The organism is Paraburkholderia sp. IW21, assembly GCF_041321145.1.
Taxonomy (GTDB): domain Bacteria; phylum Pseudomonadota; class Gammaproteobacteria; order Burkholderiales; family Burkholderiaceae; genus Paraburkholderia.
Map to the genome: position 1 here is coordinate 486,305 of NZ_JBGGWA010000004.1, position 18,247 is coordinate 504,551.

The window sequence follows — 18,247 nt, forward strand, 5'->3', positions numbered from 1 at the left end:
GATTCAAGGTGCCGTATTTTGTTGTGCGCTCCTCGGCGGGATGCAGCGTTTGCCTGCTCCCATGCCGCCAGGTTTTACTTCATAAACAGCGCCGGTGTTCGTGTACCGTCGCGCGAAGAAATCTGAACGGTCCGGCCAGTCGCGTTGCGAATGCATACGCCGATTTGCGGCGCGCCCGCAGTCACTTGAGATGCAACGTAGCCTGTGATGTCGTTGATACGCGGTTGCAACGCATTGTCCAGGTAGATGCCGCCGATTCGCCGGCTCGTGTTACAGGCGGCAGCCGTTGGCAGGTTGGCGGTATCGTCCCAGTTGGTGGACGCCGCGTAGATATCCAGCATGACTGCATCGGTATCCGTGACATTCTGCGCAAGCGTCTGCAGATACGAGTTGGTGTACGGATAATCCTTCAGATTCGTGGGCGTCGGAAATTTAATCAACACGATGCTTCCCGCATCCGAGGTCATCGTGCTATCGCTCGCATGCACGACGCCGCCGCTGTCCATCCACGCATCGGCGCTGGCCTTCGAGTAATACGTCGGGATGCTGTTGCTGCACGCGATATTCTGGTTGGAGCAATTGTCGACGGCGTACTGCAGCGAATCTGTCTTCCAGGCGTTGATGAAATCGCCGTGCGCGGTATACAGGCTTCCCCATTGCGGTACCCACGTGCCGTTTACGAGGATCGGGTCCATCGACAATTGCGCGGTGGAGAGATCAGGATCCTGCCCGAGATCGTACGCAACGTTGAGTTGCAGCTCGGGAATCTTGACGGGATAAGCAGCCGGACATTTCCCGTCGGACTGCCGGTACGCCATATTCATGATGTGGCTGGCCATGTTCGGCACCAGGGTCCGGCCGTCCCAACAATCCGGAAAATGGACCGAGATATTGAGCTGCGCGTACGTGCCGCCGCTGTCCGTTACGACAGGGCAGCTGGTCGGCGCGATTTGCGTGTAGGCGCCACCGCGGCACAGATAGTTGATCTGCGGCTTAGGCACAGACGAGTGGTGGTCGCCCGCCAGCATTTCCAGCCCGGCGGGAATCGTGTGCAACGGAACCACGGGTTGATCGTTCTTGTAGTAGGTCTTCTGATAGCTGGGCACCACAATCCCCGACGCCCGTTTTAACTGCGGCACCCAGTACGATGAAAGATCCGCCGCGACATTGCATGTCGTCACTTTGTTGTTATTCAGGGAGTAATACGTGCTGTATGCATCGGCGCCTGGGTTGCCGAAAAAGTCGTGCACCATGGCCCTGCCTGGCTGCCCTGGATAGACGATCGCGTCGTCCGGCAGCGTATGCGAATATGCGCATTGAACATTGAACTGACCACCGGCGTAGGCGGCACCGGCTGGCAGGAAGAACATGAGGCAGATTGCCGATCGCATTGACATGAGCAACTCCTGGGCGCGAACGAAAACGCCTTGCCGGTATGACAAGGCGCTCGTCTCTCATTAATTAGCTTACCCAATTGTTTTCAATGCGGACCATCGTTACGCATAACATGCATCGCCGCGCTACTGCGTCGCATCGCCATGCGTCTACCGCGCAAAAAAAGCCTCCGGAATTCCGGAGGCTTTCGAATATCGTGGCTCGCGAACCGCGCGGAAGACCAAAGTCAGCGCCGCTCGAAGCCTCGATGCAATTACGCGGGCTGCGGCGCCGCACCTGCGCCCGTAGCCGGCGACAGGCGCGTCGCCAGTTGTGCGGCGTAGCGCTGAGCTGCGTCGCCAACCACGATGTGGAACGTATCGGCCGAGACCCACGCCGTATCGAGCGTAGCGAGACGCTGGCGATCCACCGCCGACGGATCGCGAACCACGATACGCAGACGCGTTGCCGCCACGGCATCCAGCGATACCACGTTACCCGCGCCGCCGAACACCGCGAGCCAGCGCAGCGGATCCGGGTCGAGCGGACCGCCTTGAGCACCGGTTGCAGCCGCTACAGAAGGTGCAGCGACAGCAGGCGCCGCGGCAGCCACCGGCTTCACCGTATCGCCAGCGCCTTGCGCGATCACCGTGCGAATTTCGTCGGCGATGATGTCCGCTTCCGGTCCGATGATCACCTGCACGTTGGTGGAACCGCGCTTGAGTACGCCGCGCGCGCCGATCGTCTTCAGTTCGCTTTCCGAGACCTTGTTCGAATCGACCACCGACAGCCGCAGACGCGTCGTGCATGCATCTACGAGAGACAGGTTCGACGCGCCGCCCAGTGCAGCGATATAACGCTGTGCACGCGGCACGGCTGCGCCGGCAACTGGCGAAACGAAACCGCCTGCCGTGAACGACTCGATCTGTTCTTCTTCGGCGGCGGGTTCGCGACCCGGCGTCGCCATATTGAACTTGCGGATGAAAAAGCGGAACAGGCCGTAATACACCACCGAATACACGATACCGATCGGAATCGCCCACCAGCCCTTGGTCGACAGACCGTAGTTCAGCACGTAGTCGATTGCGCCGGCGGAGAACGTGAAGCCGAGATGAATACCGAGCGCCGAGCAGATTGCGAGCGACAGACCGGTCAGCAACGCATGGATCACGTACAGCACCGGAGCGAGGAACATGAAGCTGAATTCGATCGGCTCGGTCACGCCCGTCAGGAACGACGTGAGGGCCATCGAGAACAACAGGCCGCCAACAAGGGCACGGCGTTCCTTCGGCGCTTCATGGAACATCGCCAGACACGCGGCAGGCAGGCCGAACATCATGACCGGGAAGAAGCCCGTCATGAACGTGCCCGCAGTCGGGTCGCCTGCGAAGAAGCGATGCAGATCGCCCGTCACCGCGACACCGCCCGGCGGCGTGAACGTGCCGAACACGAACCACGTCAGCGAATTGAGGATGTGATGCAGACCCGTGACGAGCAGCAAGCGGTTCAGCACGCCGAACACGAACGCGCCGAGCGCACCCGCCGTGGTCAGCCAATGGCCGGCCGTATCGATGACGGCTTGCACCGGTTGCCATACGTAGCCGAACAGGATGCCTATCGCCAGACAGACCACGCCGGTGACAATCGGCACAAAGCGTTTCCCTCCGAAGAATGCGAGGTAGTCGGGCAGCTTGATGTCTTTGTACTTGTTGTACAGCAAGCCCGCGACGATACCCGCCACGATCCCGGACAACACGCCCATGTTGAGCTTGTCGTTGATGTCCTTCATCACGGCGATTTCAATCAGATAACCGATCGCACCCGCGAGACCTGCCACGCCGTTGTTGTCTTTCGCGAAGCCGACCGCCACGCCGATTGCGAACAGCAACGGCAGGTTGTCGAAGATCGCGCCGCCGGCGTCGGCGATCATCTTGATGTTGAACACATCGGGCTGGCCCAGTCGCAGCAGCAGGCCGGCAACCGGCAGCACGGCAATCGGCAACATCAGCGCGCGTCCCAGGCGCTGAATCTTCAGAAACGGATTCCCATCCATTGATACCTCCAATCCTTGTCTCGTGGTCGACTGTCGTCGTTGAGTTTTAGCTTTACGGGGTTACTGGGCGAAGCTGGTTGCGGACCGAGTGGGGTTCAGTCCAAAGGCCAGGTTTCGCGGCTTACTGCTCTTACCGCCTGGGCCGATTCAAGCGCCAGGGCATCCTGGGCGCGTTGCCGGCACAGTTGATAATCGAGGTTGCGCACTCGCGCCTTGATGCCCGGCACCGACACCGGATCCACCGAAAGCTCAGTCACGCCAAGGCCGACGAGCAGTGGCATGGCCAGCGGATCGCCCGCGAGTGCCCCGCATACGCCGACCCATTTGCCATGCTTGTTCGCGCCTTGCACAGTGGCTGCGATCAACCGCAGCACCGCAGGATGCAGGCCGTCGGCTTGCGCCGCGAGATCGGCCTGGCAACGGTCCATGGCCAGCGTGTATTGCGTCAGGTCGTTGGTGCCGATCGAGAGGAAGTCCGCGTGTTGCGACAGCTGATCGGCGAGCAACGCCGCCGACGGCACTTCGATCATCACGCCAACTTCGATCGGCTCGGTACGAGCCGATTCGCGGGCAAATTCGTCGATGCGTTTGCGAATGCGGATCAACTCGCCGACATCCGTCACCATCGGCAGCAGGATGCGTACGGCGCCGAGCGGCTGCACAGCCAGCAGACCGCGCAATTGATCGTCGAGCAGATCCGGGCGCACCTGGGCGAGACGGATGCCGCGTAAGCCGAGTGCCGGATTCGGTTCGGGCGGCAGCGTCAGATAATCGACTTCCTTGTCGGCGCCGACATCCAGAGTGCGAATGATCGCAGTGCGGCCGCTCAATGCGTCGACGATGGCCTGATAACTCTGACGGTGTTCGTCGATGGTCGGCGCTGCGGCGCGGTGGATGAACAGGAGTTCGGTGCGCAGCAGGCCGACGGAGTCGGCGCCGTTGTCGACGGCGGTCTTCGCGTCGTCGAGCGTGGCTATGTTCGCGGCGACCTCGATCGCGCGGCCGTCAGATGTCACCGCCGCTTGTTGCGACGTGCGGCGGTTCGCTTCGCGCACGCCGGCCAGGCGGCTGCGTTCCAGACGCGCACGTTCGACATCGAGCTCGGTCGGCGCATATTCGAGGCGGCCGGTGGTGGCGTTCACCACGACTTGCGTGCCTTCAGGGATCGCGTGCAATGCATCGCCGACGGCCACCAGTGCCGGAATGCCCGCTTGCCGCGCGAGAATCGCCGCATGCGAAGTGGCACCGCCACGCGCCATCACCAGCGCGGTGACGCGCGTGCGATCCAGCGAAGACAAATCCGACGGCGTGAACTCTTCAGCCGCGAGCACCGCTTCTTCCGGCAGCATGCGCGCCGCAGCGTTCGTATAACCCAGCGCACGCAGCACGCGCTTTTCGATGTCGCGCAGATCGGCGGCACGCTCGGCAAGCAACGCGTCTTCGATATTAGTCAGGATGGCGATCTGTGCGCGGATCGCTTCGCGCCACGCAAAGCCGGCGCTCTTGCCGAGGCTGATCAGATCGCGTGCGGCGTCGAGCAGCGTCGGGTCTTCGAGCAATACGCGATGCACCGCGAATATGCCCGCCTCGCCCACCGCGCCGCGTTGCGACGCGTCGCGCACGGTCGTACCGAGGTCCGCGTCGACGGTAGCAATCGCCTTGTCAAGCGAACGGCTCTCCGCAGCCGACGTGCCGTTCGCTTTTTCCGGCGGATCGATGTCCGCATCGTCCCAGCGCACCAGCTTGCCGACCGCCACGCCCGGCGACGCGCACACGCCCGCCAGCGTATTCGGCGCGAGCGCTTCGCCCGCGGCGCGCACGACCGCTTGCGGCGCCGGCGAGCTTTGGCGTGCCGGCTTCTCTTCGACTTCGCCGTGCGCTTCACGCGTCAATTCGTGAGCGATGGCTTCAATCGCGGCTTTGGCTTGCGGGCCGACGCCGAGCAACTCGACGGTCGCGCCTTCGCCCGCGCCGAGACCGAGCAAACCGACCACGCTCTCGATCGGCGCCTTGCGCCCTTCGTAACGCACTTCGACGCGCGCATCGAAACCACGTGCCGCTTCACGCGCACGGGCGGCCGGCCGCGCATGCAAACCACCCGCGTGAACCAGCGTAACTTGCTGACGGGCTTCTTCGGTCACGTTAGTGGCGCTCGCCTGCCGCGATGCATGCGCCGCGTCGCCGCCGCGAGCGCGCAGCACCAGCAATGGCGTTTCGCCTGCCTTCAGCATGCCGCCCTCGGTGCGCTCGACAATTTCAAACGCATCCGAATTGGCAATCGCGATCACCGACACGAGACTCGGCGCGTTCAATGCGACCTGGTCCTGGTCGAACTCGATCAGCACGTCGCCGGTGCGCACGTGTGCGCCTTGCGCGACCATCGGCGCAAAGCCCTTGCCGTTCAGCTCGACCGTATCGATGCCGATATGCAGCAGAATCTCCACGCCTTCGGCCGTCGCGAGCGTGACCGCGTGACCGGTGCGCGCGAGATGGGTGATGGTGCCGTCGCACGGCGCGACGAGTCGCCCCTCAAGTGGATCGATGCCGATACCGTCGCCGAACATGCCGCCCGAAAACACAGGGTCGGGCACGTTCGCCAGCGGCACGACCGGACCGGTCATCGGCGCGAGCAAAACAATATGGCCTTCAGAATGGCTCATCAAGCGGGACTCCTCGACACGTCGCATCTGATTTCTCGTCAGTGAGTTTCGGTGACTTTGTTGAGATGGCGTGGCGCGTCAGGATTGCGCCCGCGCGCGGCGGCAAGGCCGGCGGCCATCACGTAAAAGGACAGGATCGCGGCGATCGGATCGAGCGCCGCATGAGCGGTGGTGGCGAGCGGCAGCGTCGCTTCTGGCACGTCGCCCGGTGCGGCGAGCAGCACGCGTGCGCCGCGCGCCTGCATGTCGCGCGCGAGTTGCAGCAAGCCGGCCTGCTCCGGTCCGCGCGGTGCGAAGACCAGCAGCGGATAGTCGCGGTCGATCAGTTCCATCGGGCCGTGCCGAACTTCCGCGCTCGAAAACGCTTCGGCCTGGATGCCCGAGGTTTCCTTCAATTTCAGTGCGGCTTCCTGTGCGATCGCGAGACCCAGACCACGGCCGATCACGATCATGCGTTCAATGCCGCGCAATTCATTCACCGCTTTCGACCAGTCGAGCTTGCCCGCGGTTTGCAGCGCGTCGGGCAGCGTGTTCAACGCACCGAGCAGCGCGTCGTCGTTCTGCCAGTGAGCGACCAGTTGCGCGGCGATCGACAGCATGGCGATGTAGCTCTTGGTCGCCGCGACGCTCAGTTCCGGACCGGCCATGAGCGGCAGGTGAAATTCGCAAGCGTCCGCCAGCGGCGAGTTCGGTGCGTTCACAGCGGCGACGGTCAACGCGCCGGCGTGACGCAATGCTTCCATCGTGCCGACCAGGTCGGGGCTTTTGCCTGATTGCGAGAACGCCAGCGCGAGCTGATCGCGCACCCGCAGCGGTGCCTGTTGCAGCGTCGCGACCGACATCGGCAGCGAGGCGACCGGCACGCCGAGGCGGCTCATCGTCAGGCTTGCGAAGTAACTCGCTGCATGGTCCGAGCTGCCGCGTGCGACCGTCAGCGCGACATGACGCGGCTGCTGTGCGAGCTTCGCCGCCAACGCCTCGACGCGCGAGGTATCCGCGAGTTGTGCGGCGACCGTTTCAGCGGACGCCAACGCCTCTTTAAGCATATTCGACAATTGATTCTCCTTCGACGTAAGTCGCGCTCAACGCCAGTTCACGATCGAACACGACCAGATCGGCCCACGCACCGCGCGCGATGCGGCCGCGGTCTTCGATGCCGAGATAGTCGGCGGCGTAGCGCGACAAACGGTTTGATACATCGCCGATCGGCAGGCCGATCGACACCAGATTGCGCAGCGCCTGATCCATCGTCAGGGTGCTGCCGGCGAGCGTGCCGTCGGCAAGACGCACGCCGCCGAGGCACTTCGTCACATGCTGGCTGCCGAGACGGTATTCGCCGTCGGGCATGCCGGTGGCCGACGTGCTGTCCGTCACCACGTACAGACGCGGAATCGCACGCAACGCCGCGCGGATCGCACCTGGATGGACGTGCAGCAGATCGGGAATGATTTCGGCGAATTCGGCGTGCGCGAGCGCCGCGCCGACGAGGCCGGGGTTGCGGTGATGCATCGGCGACATGGCGTTGAACAGATGCGTGAAGCCACAGGCGCCGTGCTTGAGCGCGGCAACGGCGTCGTCGTACGTGCCGAGCGAATGACCGAGCTGTACGCGCACGCCGCGCGCCGCCATCTCGGAGATGATCTCCATGTGTCCGGCGATTTCCGGCGCCAGCGTCACCACGCGAATCGGCGCGATCGACAGATACTTCAGCACCTCATCCAGGACCGCCGACACCGCAGCGTCGGGCTGCGCGCCGAGTTTGCCGGGGTTGATGTACGGTCCTTCCAGGTGCACGCCGAGCACGCGCGAACCCCCTGGCGTGCGAATGCGCGCATTGTTGCCCAGACCTGCGACGACATTCATCAGCTCGTCGCGCGGCGCGGTCATCGTGGTGGCAAGCAGGCTGGTCGTGCCGTAACGTGCATGCGTGCGGGTGATGGTTTCGATCGCGTCGCCGCCTTCCATCACGTCGGAGCCGCCGCCGCCATGCACGTGCAGATCGATGAAGCCGGGCAGGATGTACGGCGCGTCATTCTTCGCCGGATCGACACGTTCGCCGGTCAGCGCCGTGATGCGGCCGCTTTCGTATTCGAGCGTGCCGTGAATCCACCCATCGGTGGTGAGTATGTTTCCGGTCAGCATGAGTCTCTCTGGTGAGGCGTAATGCGGGGTGTGACCGAATTGCGTTCGATGGCGCCGCACGTCATGACCAGCGGCGCGGCGTGCTCAGGTACGCAATTCAGCGACAAAGTCGTAGTAATCGTCGCGGCAATAGGTGTCGGTCAGTTCGATCGCGCGCTGGTCGGCGCTATAGCCGATACGGGTAATGACCAACAATGCCGAGCGCGGTTCGATGTCCATCAACGAGGCGACCTCACTCGAAGCATTAACCGCGCGAAAGTGCTGCAAGGCGCGCACGACGGCGGCGCCACGTTGTTCGAGATAGCTGTAAAGCGACACGCCGATTGCCTGAGGGTCGGGCACGATGGCCGCCGGCAGCGCGGAATGCTCGACCGCCATCACGATGCCGTCCGCGCGCCGCAGGCGCCGCAGACTCGCCACCGCCGCGCCCGGCGACAGGCCGAGGTGCACCAGTTCGTCACGGTTGGCGGTGCGGATATCGCGCTCGAGCCACACCGAATCCGGGCGGAAACCACGTTGCTGCATTTTCTTCGTGAAACCGGTGAGCCGCGACAGCGGATCTTCGACGCGCGGCGTAATGAAGCTGCCCGCGCCCCGCGCCCGCCGGATCAAGCCTTGCTCAACCAGCAGCTCGATCGCCTTGCGCGCCGTGATGCGCGACACGCCGATCGCATCCGACAGCGTGCGCTCCGAAGGCAGCGCTTCACCCGCCGACCACACGCCGCAGTGGATCGCCGTGGCAAGATTGCGCGCGAGCTGCAAATAGAGCGGCGTGACGTTGCGAGCGTCAGGCATCAGTGCGGACCAGCGAGTTTCCATGGGGCTCCGGCGGTCGTCTTGAAGAGTGCGGCCTACGAAAATGAGAGCCCATTATATAACCAACATAATACCAGTCAATCGAGTGGTCCCATGCTGGTATGAATCAAGGGAAAGCCTTGCTGGATAAGCGTCAGAAGGGGATTTACGGGCTCGATAGGGCTGATTCCGGGGATCGGGATTTACCCCTATTCGCATACTGAAGGCATCTCTGCGGCCCCACTGGTCCTCTTCTGGTCGGCAGCGCTCCTCGAAATCAATACCTTTCCGATACCAGTTTGATGCGTTCCATCGCCGCACGGCTTTTTTAATGGGATGCGTTCCAATATAGTGCTGTGTAGCAAGCCATAAAAACCCCCGGGGAGCAGCATTTGACAGATTCCGAGGCGCTGCGGCGCGCTCAGGCCGTCCGCCATTTCAACCGCTTCTATACCCAGCACATCGGCGCACTGCATGAGCATTTGGCCAGAAGCGCCTTCTCGTTGACAGAGGTGCGCGTCTTGCACGAACTGTCCCGCGGACGCGCGCAGACAGCTTCGGTGCTCGGGCGCAACCTGGGTCTCGACAGCGGCTACCTCAGCCGTCTTCTGACCAGCTTCGAACGACGCAACCTGATTACGCGGCGCCCGTCCCACTCGGACGCGCGCCAGTCGCTAATCGCCCTCACCGACCATGGTCATGCGGCCTACGCGCCGCTCGATACGGCTGCGATCGAAGAAGTATCGGCGCTGCTGAACGGCCTCACGGCGCTTTCCCAGGAACAGTTGATCGCGGCGATGAAGCTGATCGAGCGGCTGCTCGACGCCAGGCCGCGGCACGAACTGGTGATTCTTCGGCAGCCTCACGCCGGCGAATGCGGCTGGCTCGTGCATAGGCAGGCGCAGTGGTTCGCCGCCCAATACGGCTGGGATCTATCGTTCGAAGGCTTGCTCGCGCGCGTGGTTGCCGACTACTCGCAACGCGACGATCCGGTGCGCGAGATGTGCTGGGTCGCCGATCAGGAAGGCATGGTGGTCGGCTCGGTGTGCGTCGTCGGGGTCTCCACGACGGTGGCAGGCATGCGGCTGTTATGGGTCGAGCCGGACATGCAGCGTCTTGGCATCGGCACGCAGTTGATGAGCGAATGCGTCCGGTTTGCCCGACGCGCGGGGTACACCAAGCTCACGCTGACTACTGCCAGCATGCTCGATGAGTTGCGGCGGCTATGCGAGCGCGCCGGCTTCCAGTGCGTCGGCACGACGGCGCAACGGCGCTTCGGCAAGGATCTGATGATCGAGCGATGGGAGTTGGCGTTGTAGTCCCGCTAAGCAACGCGCGACGCATGGAAAAAACGCCACGATGTGTAACCGTGGCGTTGTCGTTTTGCCGTGCAGGTCGAAGGTGCTCGCTTAGAACGACGGCACCACCGATCCCTTGAACTGCGTCTTGATGAACTGACGCACGTCTTCCGACTGGTAAGCCGCGACCAGTTTCTTGACCCACGGCTTGTCTTTGTCCTGCGCGCGCACGGCGATCAGGTTCGCGTACGGGCTGCGGATGTCTTCGAGCGCGATCGCGTCTTTGGTCGGCTGCAGACCGGCTGCCAGCGCGAAGTTCGTGTTGATCGCGGCAGCGTCGACATCCGATAGGGAGCGCGGCAGTTGCGCTGCGTCAAGTTCGACCAGCTTGATCTTCTTCGGATTCTCGGCGACGTCGAGCGGCGTTGCGTTATTGCCGTTCGTACCCGCGCCGGCCTTCAGTTTGATCACGCCTTGCGCCTGCAATAGCAGCAGCGCCCGGTTCTCGTTCGACGGGTCGTTGGGCACGGCAACCTTCGCGCCTTGCACCAGATCCTTCAGCGACTTCAGCTTCTTCGAGTAGATGCCGAGCGGCGAGATGTACGTCAGGCCTGCATTGACAATCTTGTAGCCACGTTGCTTGACCTGGCTGTCGAGATACGGCTGGTGCTGGAAGCTGTTGGCGTCGAGGTCGCCTGCGTCGAGCGCGGCGTTCGGCTGCACATAGTCGTTGAATTCGACGACCTTCACGTTGAGGCCTTCGCGCTTCGCCACTTTCGTGACGACTTCCCAGATTTGCGCATCCGGGCCGCCGATGGTGCCGACCTTGATGGCTTTGTCGTCGGCATGTGCGCCGAAGCTGGCGACGATCGCCGCACTGGCGACCACGGCCGCGAGGGCTTTGAGGATGTGTCTGCGCTGCATGTAATTCTCGCTTTTCTGATCGATGTCAGATTCGGGTGGAAGCCGGCGGCAGCCTCGCAGCAGTTACGAGCTTATGGCATTGCGCCGCCAACTGGACCGTAAATGGTCTCATATGCCCAGCGAGATGGGAAATATCACGATCGCATATCGTTATTCGCCGTGAGCGGCGCCGCGCACGAACTGAGAGTTCAAGACGACGCGGTTGGCGCCGGGGATGAATTTGCCGATGCCGGCTTGAGGATTTGCGCGGAAGAAGTCTGAAACAGGCGCGCGGCTGATGCACGCGCCTGTGTGTGTCAATGCGTCAATCGAGCAACAGCTTGATATCGTGCACCCACGGCGTGGCGCCTTGGCCATCGCGCGCGAACAGACGCAGTTTGCCGTCCGTGTCGAACACATAGCTCGCCGCCGTGTGATCCATCGTGTAGCTATCGGGCGTCTTGCCCGGCACTTTCGCGTAGTAGACGCGGAAGTCTTTCGTGATCTTGGTGAGTTGCGCCTGATCGGCCGGGCGCAAGCCGACAAAAGTCGGATTGAACGCCGGCACGTATTGCGCGAGCAAGGCCGGCGTGTCTCGGTCGGGGTCGACGGTGACGAACAGCACCTGTACGCGCTTTGCGTCTTCCGGGCCGAGTTGCTGGAGTGCCTGCGAGAGTTCGGCCATCGTCGTGGGACAGACGTCCGGGCAATGCGTGTAGCCGAAGAACAGCACCACGACTTTGCCCTTGTAGTCCGCCATCGTGCGGATTTTGCCGGACGTGTCAGGTAGCGAGAAGTCGCTCCCGAATTGGGTATTGCCGGTAATGTCGAGGTTCGTGAACGCCGGCGGCTGCTTGCCACAGCTCGCCACCAGCAGCGCGCCGCCGAGAGCACAAGCGATCATGGTGGCACGCACGGCAGCGCGCGCCTTGCGCGCGAAGCGGTCTTTGAGCATGGATTGTTACGCGCCGATCACGACGCGCGCATAGTGGTCGATCAACAGCGCCGCGAACAGCAGCGACAGATAAACGATCGAGTAACGAAAGGTTTTACGCGCCAGGTCGTCGGAATATTCCCGATAGATCTTCCACACATACGCGAGGAACACGCCGCCGAGTAACACCGCTGCCGCGAGATACACCACGCCGCTCATGCCGGAGATGAACGGCATCATGGTGACCGCGAACAGGATGACGGTGTACAGCAGAATATGCAGCCGCGTGTACTTCTCGCCGTGCGTATTCGGCAGCATCGGCAGGCCGGCATTTTCGTAGTCTTTGCGGCGATACAGCGCGAGCGCCCAGAAATGCGGCGGCGTCCACACGAAGATGATCAGCACGAGAATCCATGCGTCGCCCGGCACGTGGCCGGTGACGGCGGCCCAACCGAGCGCCGGCGGCATCGCGCCCGAGGCGCCGCCGATCACGATGTTCTGCGGCGTGGCGGGCTTGAGCAGCAGCGTGTAAATAACGGCATAGCCGACGAAGGTGGCGAGCGTGAGCCACATGGTCAGCGGATTGGCGAACGTGTAGAGCGTCCACATGCCGAGCCCGCCAAGCACGGCGGAAAACAGCAGAATTTGCGTGGAAGTGATTTCGCCGCGCGCGGACGGGCGCCACGAAGTGCGACGCATCTTCGCGTCGATTTTCTGTTCCATCAGGCAATTGATGGCGAACGCCGCACCCGCCAGCAGCCAGATACCGACCGTGCCGCCGATCAGGACGGTCCACGGCACCATGCCGGGCGTCGACAGAAACATGCCGATGACTGCGCAGAACACAGCGAGCTGCGTGACGCGCGGCTTCGTCAGGGCGATGTACTGGGAGACCCGGCTACCGGGCGTTTGGGGGAGAGTTGTGCTGTCCATGTGGAGTCACGCTGGCGCGGCATCGCGCGCAGGCAACACGGCGCGGCCGGGACGGCTATAAGCGATCCGAAAGTTTAACATAACGAGCAGCAGCAGCAGGATCGCGGCGCCCCCGTTATGCGCGACCGCAATGGGCAACGGCCACTGCAGGACAATGTTCGACAGGCCGGTGATGAACTGGATCAGCACCACCAGCAACACGCCGTTCGCCGGCCGCCGCAGCGACTCGAAACGGCGCAGTTTCAGCGCGAACCAGGCCAGATAGGCGACCACCACGATCGCGAACGTGCGATGGGTCCAGTGGATCGCGACTAATGCGTCTTGCGTGATCATGTCGCCGTCGCCGTTCATGCCGAGCGCGCGCCATAGGTGAAAACCGTGTTGGAAGTCCATCGGCGGAATCCATTGGCCGTTGCAGGTCGGGAAGTCCGTGCAGGCAAGAACGGCGTAATTCGTGCTGACCCAGCCGCCTAATGCGATCTGCACGACAAGCAGCACGAGACCAGCGATCGCCGCCGCGCGCCAACGCGCGGCTTCGGGCTCATAAGCCGGCAGCGGCGTCTGCCGCGCGGCTAGCCAGCCGAGCGTGCCGAGCAAAGCGAGACCGAGCAGCAAATGGGTCGTCACGATGATCGGTTGCAACTTCATCGTCACGGTCCACGCGCCGAATGCGCCCTGCACGACAATCAGCAGCAACAGCGAAGTCGGCCACCAGGGCGACACATGCAGCGGACGACGCTTGATGCGCGCGGTCCATGCGATCAGCGTCTGCGCGATGATCAGCACGCCGATCGCCATCGCGAAGTACCGGTGGATCATCTCGATCCACGCCTTCGGCATGCTGACCGGCCCGGTGGGCATCAACTGATGCGCAGCGGTGATCGCCGCGTGCGCAATGAACGGCGACGACGTGCCGTAGCAACCCGGCCAGTCCGGGCAGCCGAGACCGGAATCAGTGAGCCGTGTAAAGCCGCCGAACATCACCAGATCGAGCGTCAGGAAGGTCGTGAGCCAGACCAGCTTGCGGAATTTGTTGTCGTCGGCCTTGACCCACACGTAGGACAGCGGCAACGACGCGAAACACAAGCCGATCAGGGCCAGTTGCAGTACAAACATCTTTCTTACCCTTGTTGCGGCATCAGCCGATGCTCGACCATTTGAGCAGCTTGGTCACGTCGCCCTTGATCTTGCTGGGATTCGGATCTTTCGGGAAACGCATCATCAGATTGCCGTTCGGATCGACCATGTAGATGTGGTCGGTGAGGCGGGTGCCGGTGTCGGTCGGCAGCCACGCGGACACCTGCGCCGGGTCGGCGACCAGCATGTCGGTGTCGGGATAGGCTTTTTGTATCACGTCGGACACGTTGCCTGCATCGGTGCGCAGCCACACTTCGACGACGCGCTCGCGTTCCGGGCCTTGGGCTGCGCGGATTTGTCGCATGAAGTACAGCTTGGTGACACAGGCTTTGTCGCATGCGCTGTTGTCCACCGAAATCAGCAGCCAGCGGCCGCGCAGCGACGCGAGCTTGAGCGGCTTGCCGTCTTCACCCGTGACGACGAGCGAATCCGGAATCGGCCGTTGCGGTTCGACCAGCGTGCCGTAGCTCGTGCTGCCGCCGGTCGGCTTGACCACGTAATAAACGAAATACGACACGACGATCGGCGCGGCGCAGATGAGCGCCAGCAATAGCAGCATCCAGCGGCCACGCTTCCACGATCCCTCGCCATTGGGTTGACCAGGCATCACTTTCGAAGCTGCGGGTTTGCCGGCTTGCGGCGAACGGGGAGATTGCGTCGACACTACAGGACCTCTTTTCAATGATTGCGCGGTTGCCGCACCTTGCTCGGGATGCGCAGCCGCAGGCGATGCATTACACGTTCGGCGTGTGCTCTTTCTTCGCGGCGCGGCGCGCGGCGTACAGGCCGAACGCGAGGGCCGCAGCCGCCATGCCCCACCACTGGAACATGTAGCCATAGTTGCGCTCGACGCCGCTCGTCGGCGTCGGCCAGTCTCGCACCAGGTTGTCGCCGTCGTCGTTCAATTGCTGGATCACGAACGACTGCAACGGCAGCCCGATTTCGGCGGCATAAGCCGCCGTATCCAGATTCTGGCGGATCTTCTGATGCGCGGCCGATCCACCCTGCCCCAGCTCGAATGCTCGTGACGCATCGGCACGCGCAATGCCTTCGATTTCGATCTCGCCTTGCGGCGTGGTGTACGGCGCGATGGTCTCGCGATTGTTCATGTTGCGCGGCAACCAGCCGCGATTGACCAGCACATAACCGCCGCCGGCCAGTTTAAAAGGCATCACGACGTAAAAGCCCGGCTGATCGTTATACGGGCGATTATCCAGATAGACGACTGTGTCCGCGACGAAACTGCCGCGCGCCTTCACGCGATGGAATTCGATGTTCTTCAGTTCGACCGGCGCGGCACTCACAGTCTGCGCAGGCGCGTCCTCGAACTGCGTGATATGCGCTTCGAGCGCTTCCTTCTGATGTGCGCGGTCGCGCTGCCAGAAACCGAGCCGCACCGTCACGACAATCACAAGCAGAATCAGCAGCGCGGGAATGAGGCGGAATTTCATCGACCGCGCTCCGACACCCCGGTTTGCAACGGCGTCTGGGACGTACGGCAGACGCCGGCGCGCGGTGCGATAATAAACGTCTTGCCGCTGCGCTTACTGGTTTCAGTTGGTTCCATGCACATTCTCGTTCCCATTGCCTTCGTCCTGATCATCGCCAGCATGGTGTCGGCGCTCTATTTCATGATGCACGACAAGGGCAAAACCAAGCGGATGGTCTGGTCGCTCGCCACGCGCGTGGGCCTGTCGATCTCGCTGTTCCTGTTCATCCTGTTCGCTCACTGGATGGGTTGGATTCAGGCAACCGGTATTCCTTACGGGCGTTGAGCTCGGTGGAAAAAATTTCACGCCGCCAAACAAAACGCCGCCCTGACGGGGTCGAGGGCGGCGCTGCATAAGTCTTTGCAGACTGCTCGTGCGCCGCGCCCTTGCGGGCGATGCGCGAACGGCCTGCACACCATTCCGGGTAGCCGGTACGGCGCAGGCCGGTCTGCGTTACAGCCAGTACACCACGACGTACAGCCCAAGCCACACGACGTCCACAAAGTGCCAGTACCACGCAGCGCCTTCGAACGCGAAGTGATGCTCCGCCGTGAAGTGGCCGCGGATCATCCGCACCAGCACCACGGCCAGCATCGTGCCGCCGAGAAACACGTGGAAACCGTGGAAGCCCGTCAACAGGAAGAACGTCGAACCGTACACACCCGATGACAGCGTCAGGTTCAGTTCGTTGTACGCGTGAAAATACTCGAAGCCTTGCAGGAACAGGAAAGAGACGCCGAGCACGAGCGTAGCCGCGAGCCAGACAATCGCCTTCTTGCGATGATCTTCACGCAGTGCGTGGTGCGACACCGTCAACGTAGCGCCCGACGACAGCAGCAGCGCCGTGTTGATGGTCGGCACCGGCCACGGCTGCATCGACTTGAAGGTCGAAACCAGCGCTGCCGGACCGTTGTTCGGCCACACACCCGAGAAGTCCGGCCAGATCAGCTTGTAGTCGAGGCTGCCGAGCTGATGCAGCGCGATTTCACGTGCGTAGAACAGTGCGCCGAAGAAAGCACCGAAGAACATCACTTCGGAGAAGATGAACCAGCTCATGCTCCAGCGATACGACTTGTCGACATTCTTGCCGTACATGCCGCCTTCCGACTCTGAGATCGCGTCGCCAAACCAGTGCCACAACGTATAGAGCAGCCACAGCAGACCTACGGCGACGCCGATCGGCGCGAGGTCATGGTCGTTGATCCAGGCCGCAAGCGATCCGAGCATGACCAGCAACCCAATCGCGGCGCTGATTGGATGCCGCGACGGATGCGGTACGAAATAGTACGGGCTCTCGTTTTGACCGCTCATTCTTGATTCTCCACTTCAGTCCAGTTGTTCCGGAATCTCCGGCTGTATCTTCGGCGGCGCGTCGATCCGCACCGCTTCACTCTAATTCGTGGGCTCTGCTTCGCCCGGCACTACTCGTGTGGCCGCCGGCTCAACCCACTACGGCGCGCACGATCAGGATCAATACGCCGATGAAAATGGCCGCGCCGATCAACGCCGCTGCAACCACATGCAGCGGGTTCAGTTGCGTCGCGTCCGCTTCGAGATCGCGGCGCTTGCGCACGCCGAAAAACGACCAGAACACGGCGCGCATCGACTGGCCAAAACTGCTCTTGCGCGGGCCGCCGCTGTTATCGCTCATACGTCTTCTTCCTTCGCCCGCGGCAAAAACCGTCAGGCGGGATTGGCGGTGGTTGCCGCCGTATTGGCCTGGGGTGATGCGCTCCCGGCCGTCGCCGCTACCGGCTTATCCAATTCAAAGAATGTGTACGACAAAGTGATCGTTTTCACATCTTTAGGCAACTTCGGGTCGACCACGAATACCACCGGCAACCGCTTGGTCTGATTCGCCGTCAACGTCTGCTGCGTAAAACAAAAACACTCGATCTTCTTGAAGTACTCGGTTGCCTGCTTTGGCGCATAGCTCGGAATGGCTTGCGCGTGAATGGTGCGCGCCTGTTCGTTGCTGACCTCGTACATCACCGTCGTCACTTCGCCCGGATGCACGTCGAGACTGCGCTGCTCCGGCTTGAAACCAAGCGGGCCGCGCGCATTCGCATCGAATTCAATCGAAATCGTGCGGCTCATGTCGACCTGCGTATTCTTCGCCTCGCGCGCCGTGGCATCACGCTGCACGAGATTGTTGATGCCGGTGATCTGGCAGATCGCGCGGTACATCGGCACCAGTGCGAAGCCGAAACCGAACATCATCAGCGCGACGACGAACAGCTTGATCAGCATCGAACGGTTAAAAGAGCGATCGGCCTGGGCCGGCGGTTGCGTCGACATCTCAATCCTCAACAAACCTGCAACAGACTTGAACCGTTGCGTCAGGCGAACCACCACTGCTTGATGATGACGCTCGCGAAAAAGACAGCGGCGATGGCGAGCATCACAAGACCTATCCGCCGGTTACCCGCGCGAATCTGCTCGGGTGTACGTCTTTCTTGAGGATTGCGCGTCATGCTCGATTTTCTGAATTCTTTCGTGACTACACGGCAGCCGCCGCTGTGGCGGCT

General features: G+C 62.3%; 18 protein-coding genes. 2 read left to right on the forward strand and 16 right to left on the reverse strand.

Annotated features, from left to right (window positions below; all coding sequences use genetic code 11):
* Positions 1-74: 74 nt before the first annotated feature.
* The 6 genes from ACAX43_RS12710 to ACAX43_RS12735 form a co-directional block, all read right to left on the reverse strand.
* Positions 75-1,397, reverse strand: a complete 1,323-nt coding sequence (locus ACAX43_RS12710) for a DUF1996 domain-containing protein (protein WP_370708743.1) — start codon at positions 1,395-1,397, stop codon at positions 75-77.
* Positions 1,398-1,648: 251 nt separating this feature from the next.
* Positions 1,649-3,427: an N-acetylglucosamine-specific PTS transporter subunit IIBC gene (nagE, locus tag ACAX43_RS12715; RefSeq protein WP_370708744.1), complete on the reverse strand. Its 1,779-nt coding sequence runs from the start codon at positions 3,425-3,427 to the stop codon at positions 1,649-1,651.
* Positions 3,428-3,522: 95 nt separating this feature from the next.
* Positions 3,523-6,087: a phosphoenolpyruvate--protein phosphotransferase gene (gene ptsP / locus ACAX43_RS12720; protein ID WP_370708745.1), complete on the reverse strand. Its 2,565-nt coding sequence runs from the start codon at positions 6,085-6,087 to the stop codon at positions 3,523-3,525.
* A gap of 38 nt (positions 6,088-6,125) precedes the next feature.
* Positions 6,126-7,133, reverse strand: coding sequence for an SIS domain-containing protein (locus ACAX43_RS12725; RefSeq protein WP_370708857.1), 1,008 nt, complete (start codon positions 7,131-7,133; stop codon positions 6,126-6,128).
* Positions 7,126-8,229, reverse strand: a complete 1,104-nt coding sequence (gene nagA / locus ACAX43_RS12730; protein ID WP_370708746.1) for an N-acetylglucosamine-6-phosphate deacetylase — start codon at positions 8,227-8,229, stop codon at positions 7,126-7,128. The genes ACAX43_RS12725 and nagA overlap by 8 nt, the downstream gene beginning before the upstream one ends.
* 84 nt (positions 8,230-8,313) lie before the next feature.
* Positions 8,314-9,048, reverse strand: a complete 735-nt coding sequence (locus ACAX43_RS12735) for a GntR family transcriptional regulator (RefSeq protein ID WP_370708747.1) — start codon at positions 9,046-9,048, stop codon at positions 8,314-8,316.
* Positions 9,049-9,416: 368 nt separating this feature from the next.
* Between ACAX43_RS12735 and ACAX43_RS12740 the strand changes: the two genes are divergently transcribed.
* Positions 9,417-10,343, forward strand: a complete 927-nt coding sequence (locus tag ACAX43_RS12740; RefSeq protein ID WP_370708748.1) for a GNAT family N-acetyltransferase — start codon at positions 9,417-9,419, stop codon at positions 10,341-10,343.
* Between the two features lie 90 nt (positions 10,344-10,433).
* Here the strand turns inward: ACAX43_RS12740 and ACAX43_RS12745 are convergent, their stop codons facing one another.
* The 6 genes from ACAX43_RS12745 to ACAX43_RS12770 all read right to left on the reverse strand — a co-directional run bounded on the left by ACAX43_RS12745 (position 10,434) and on the right by ACAX43_RS12770 (position 15,680).
* Positions 10,434-11,246, reverse strand: coding sequence for a MetQ/NlpA family ABC transporter substrate-binding protein (locus tag ACAX43_RS12745; RefSeq protein WP_370708749.1), 813 nt, complete (start codon positions 11,244-11,246; stop codon positions 10,434-10,436).
* A 304-nt stretch (positions 11,247-11,550) separates the two neighbouring features.
* Entirely contained in the window at positions 11,551-12,180 is a 630-nt protein-coding gene (locus tag ACAX43_RS12750; RefSeq protein WP_370708750.1) for an SCO family protein, read from the reverse strand.
* A 6-nt stretch (positions 12,181-12,186) separates the two neighbouring features.
* The gene (cyoE, locus tag ACAX43_RS12755; RefSeq protein WP_370708751.1) at positions 12,187-13,092 is read right to left on the reverse strand and encodes a heme o synthase; all 906 of its coding nucleotides are present in this window, start codon (positions 13,090-13,092) and stop codon (positions 12,187-12,189) included.
* Positions 13,093-13,098: 6 nt separating this feature from the next.
* Complete coding sequence (locus ACAX43_RS12760; RefSeq protein ID WP_370708752.1) at positions 13,099-14,208, reverse strand: heme A synthase; 1,110 nt, start codon at positions 14,206-14,208, stop codon at positions 13,099-13,101.
* Between the two features lie 22 nt (positions 14,209-14,230).
* Complete coding sequence (locus ACAX43_RS12765) at positions 14,231-14,893, reverse strand: SCO family protein (RefSeq protein WP_370708753.1); 663 nt, start codon at positions 14,891-14,893, stop codon at positions 14,231-14,233.
* 70 nt (positions 14,894-14,963) lie between these two features.
* Positions 14,964-15,680: an SURF1 family protein gene (locus ACAX43_RS12770; protein WP_370708754.1), complete on the reverse strand. Its 717-nt coding sequence runs from the start codon at positions 15,678-15,680 to the stop codon at positions 14,964-14,966.
* A gap of 114 nt (positions 15,681-15,794) precedes the next feature.
* Between ACAX43_RS12770 and ACAX43_RS12775 the strand changes: the two genes are divergently transcribed.
* Positions 15,795-16,004 (forward strand): twin transmembrane helix small protein, encoded by a 210-nt coding sequence (locus ACAX43_RS12775; RefSeq protein WP_370708755.1) that lies wholly within the window; start codon positions 15,795-15,797, stop codon positions 16,002-16,004.
* A 168-nt stretch (positions 16,005-16,172) separates the two neighbouring features.
* Here ACAX43_RS12775 and ACAX43_RS12780 read toward each other — a convergent pair whose 3' ends face one another.
* The 4 genes from ACAX43_RS12780 to ACAX43_RS12795 form a co-directional block, all read right to left on the reverse strand.
* Entirely contained in the window at positions 16,173-17,030 is an 858-nt protein-coding gene (locus ACAX43_RS12780) for a cytochrome c oxidase subunit 3 (RefSeq protein WP_370708756.1), read from the reverse strand.
* A gap of 130 nt (positions 17,031-17,160) precedes the next feature.
* Entirely contained in the window at positions 17,161-17,370 is a 210-nt protein-coding gene (locus tag ACAX43_RS12785) for a DUF2970 domain-containing protein (protein WP_370708757.1), read from the reverse strand.
* A gap of 32 nt (positions 17,371-17,402) precedes the next feature.
* Entirely contained in the window at positions 17,403-18,017 is a 615-nt protein-coding gene (locus tag ACAX43_RS12790; RefSeq protein WP_370708758.1) for a cytochrome c oxidase assembly protein, read from the reverse strand.
* 41 nt (positions 18,018-18,058) lie between these two features.
* Positions 18,059-18,193 (reverse strand): cytochrome oxidase small assembly protein, encoded by a 135-nt coding sequence (locus ACAX43_RS12795; RefSeq protein WP_370708759.1) that lies wholly within the window; start codon positions 18,191-18,193, stop codon positions 18,059-18,061.
* Positions 18,194-18,247: the final 54 nt, after the last annotated feature.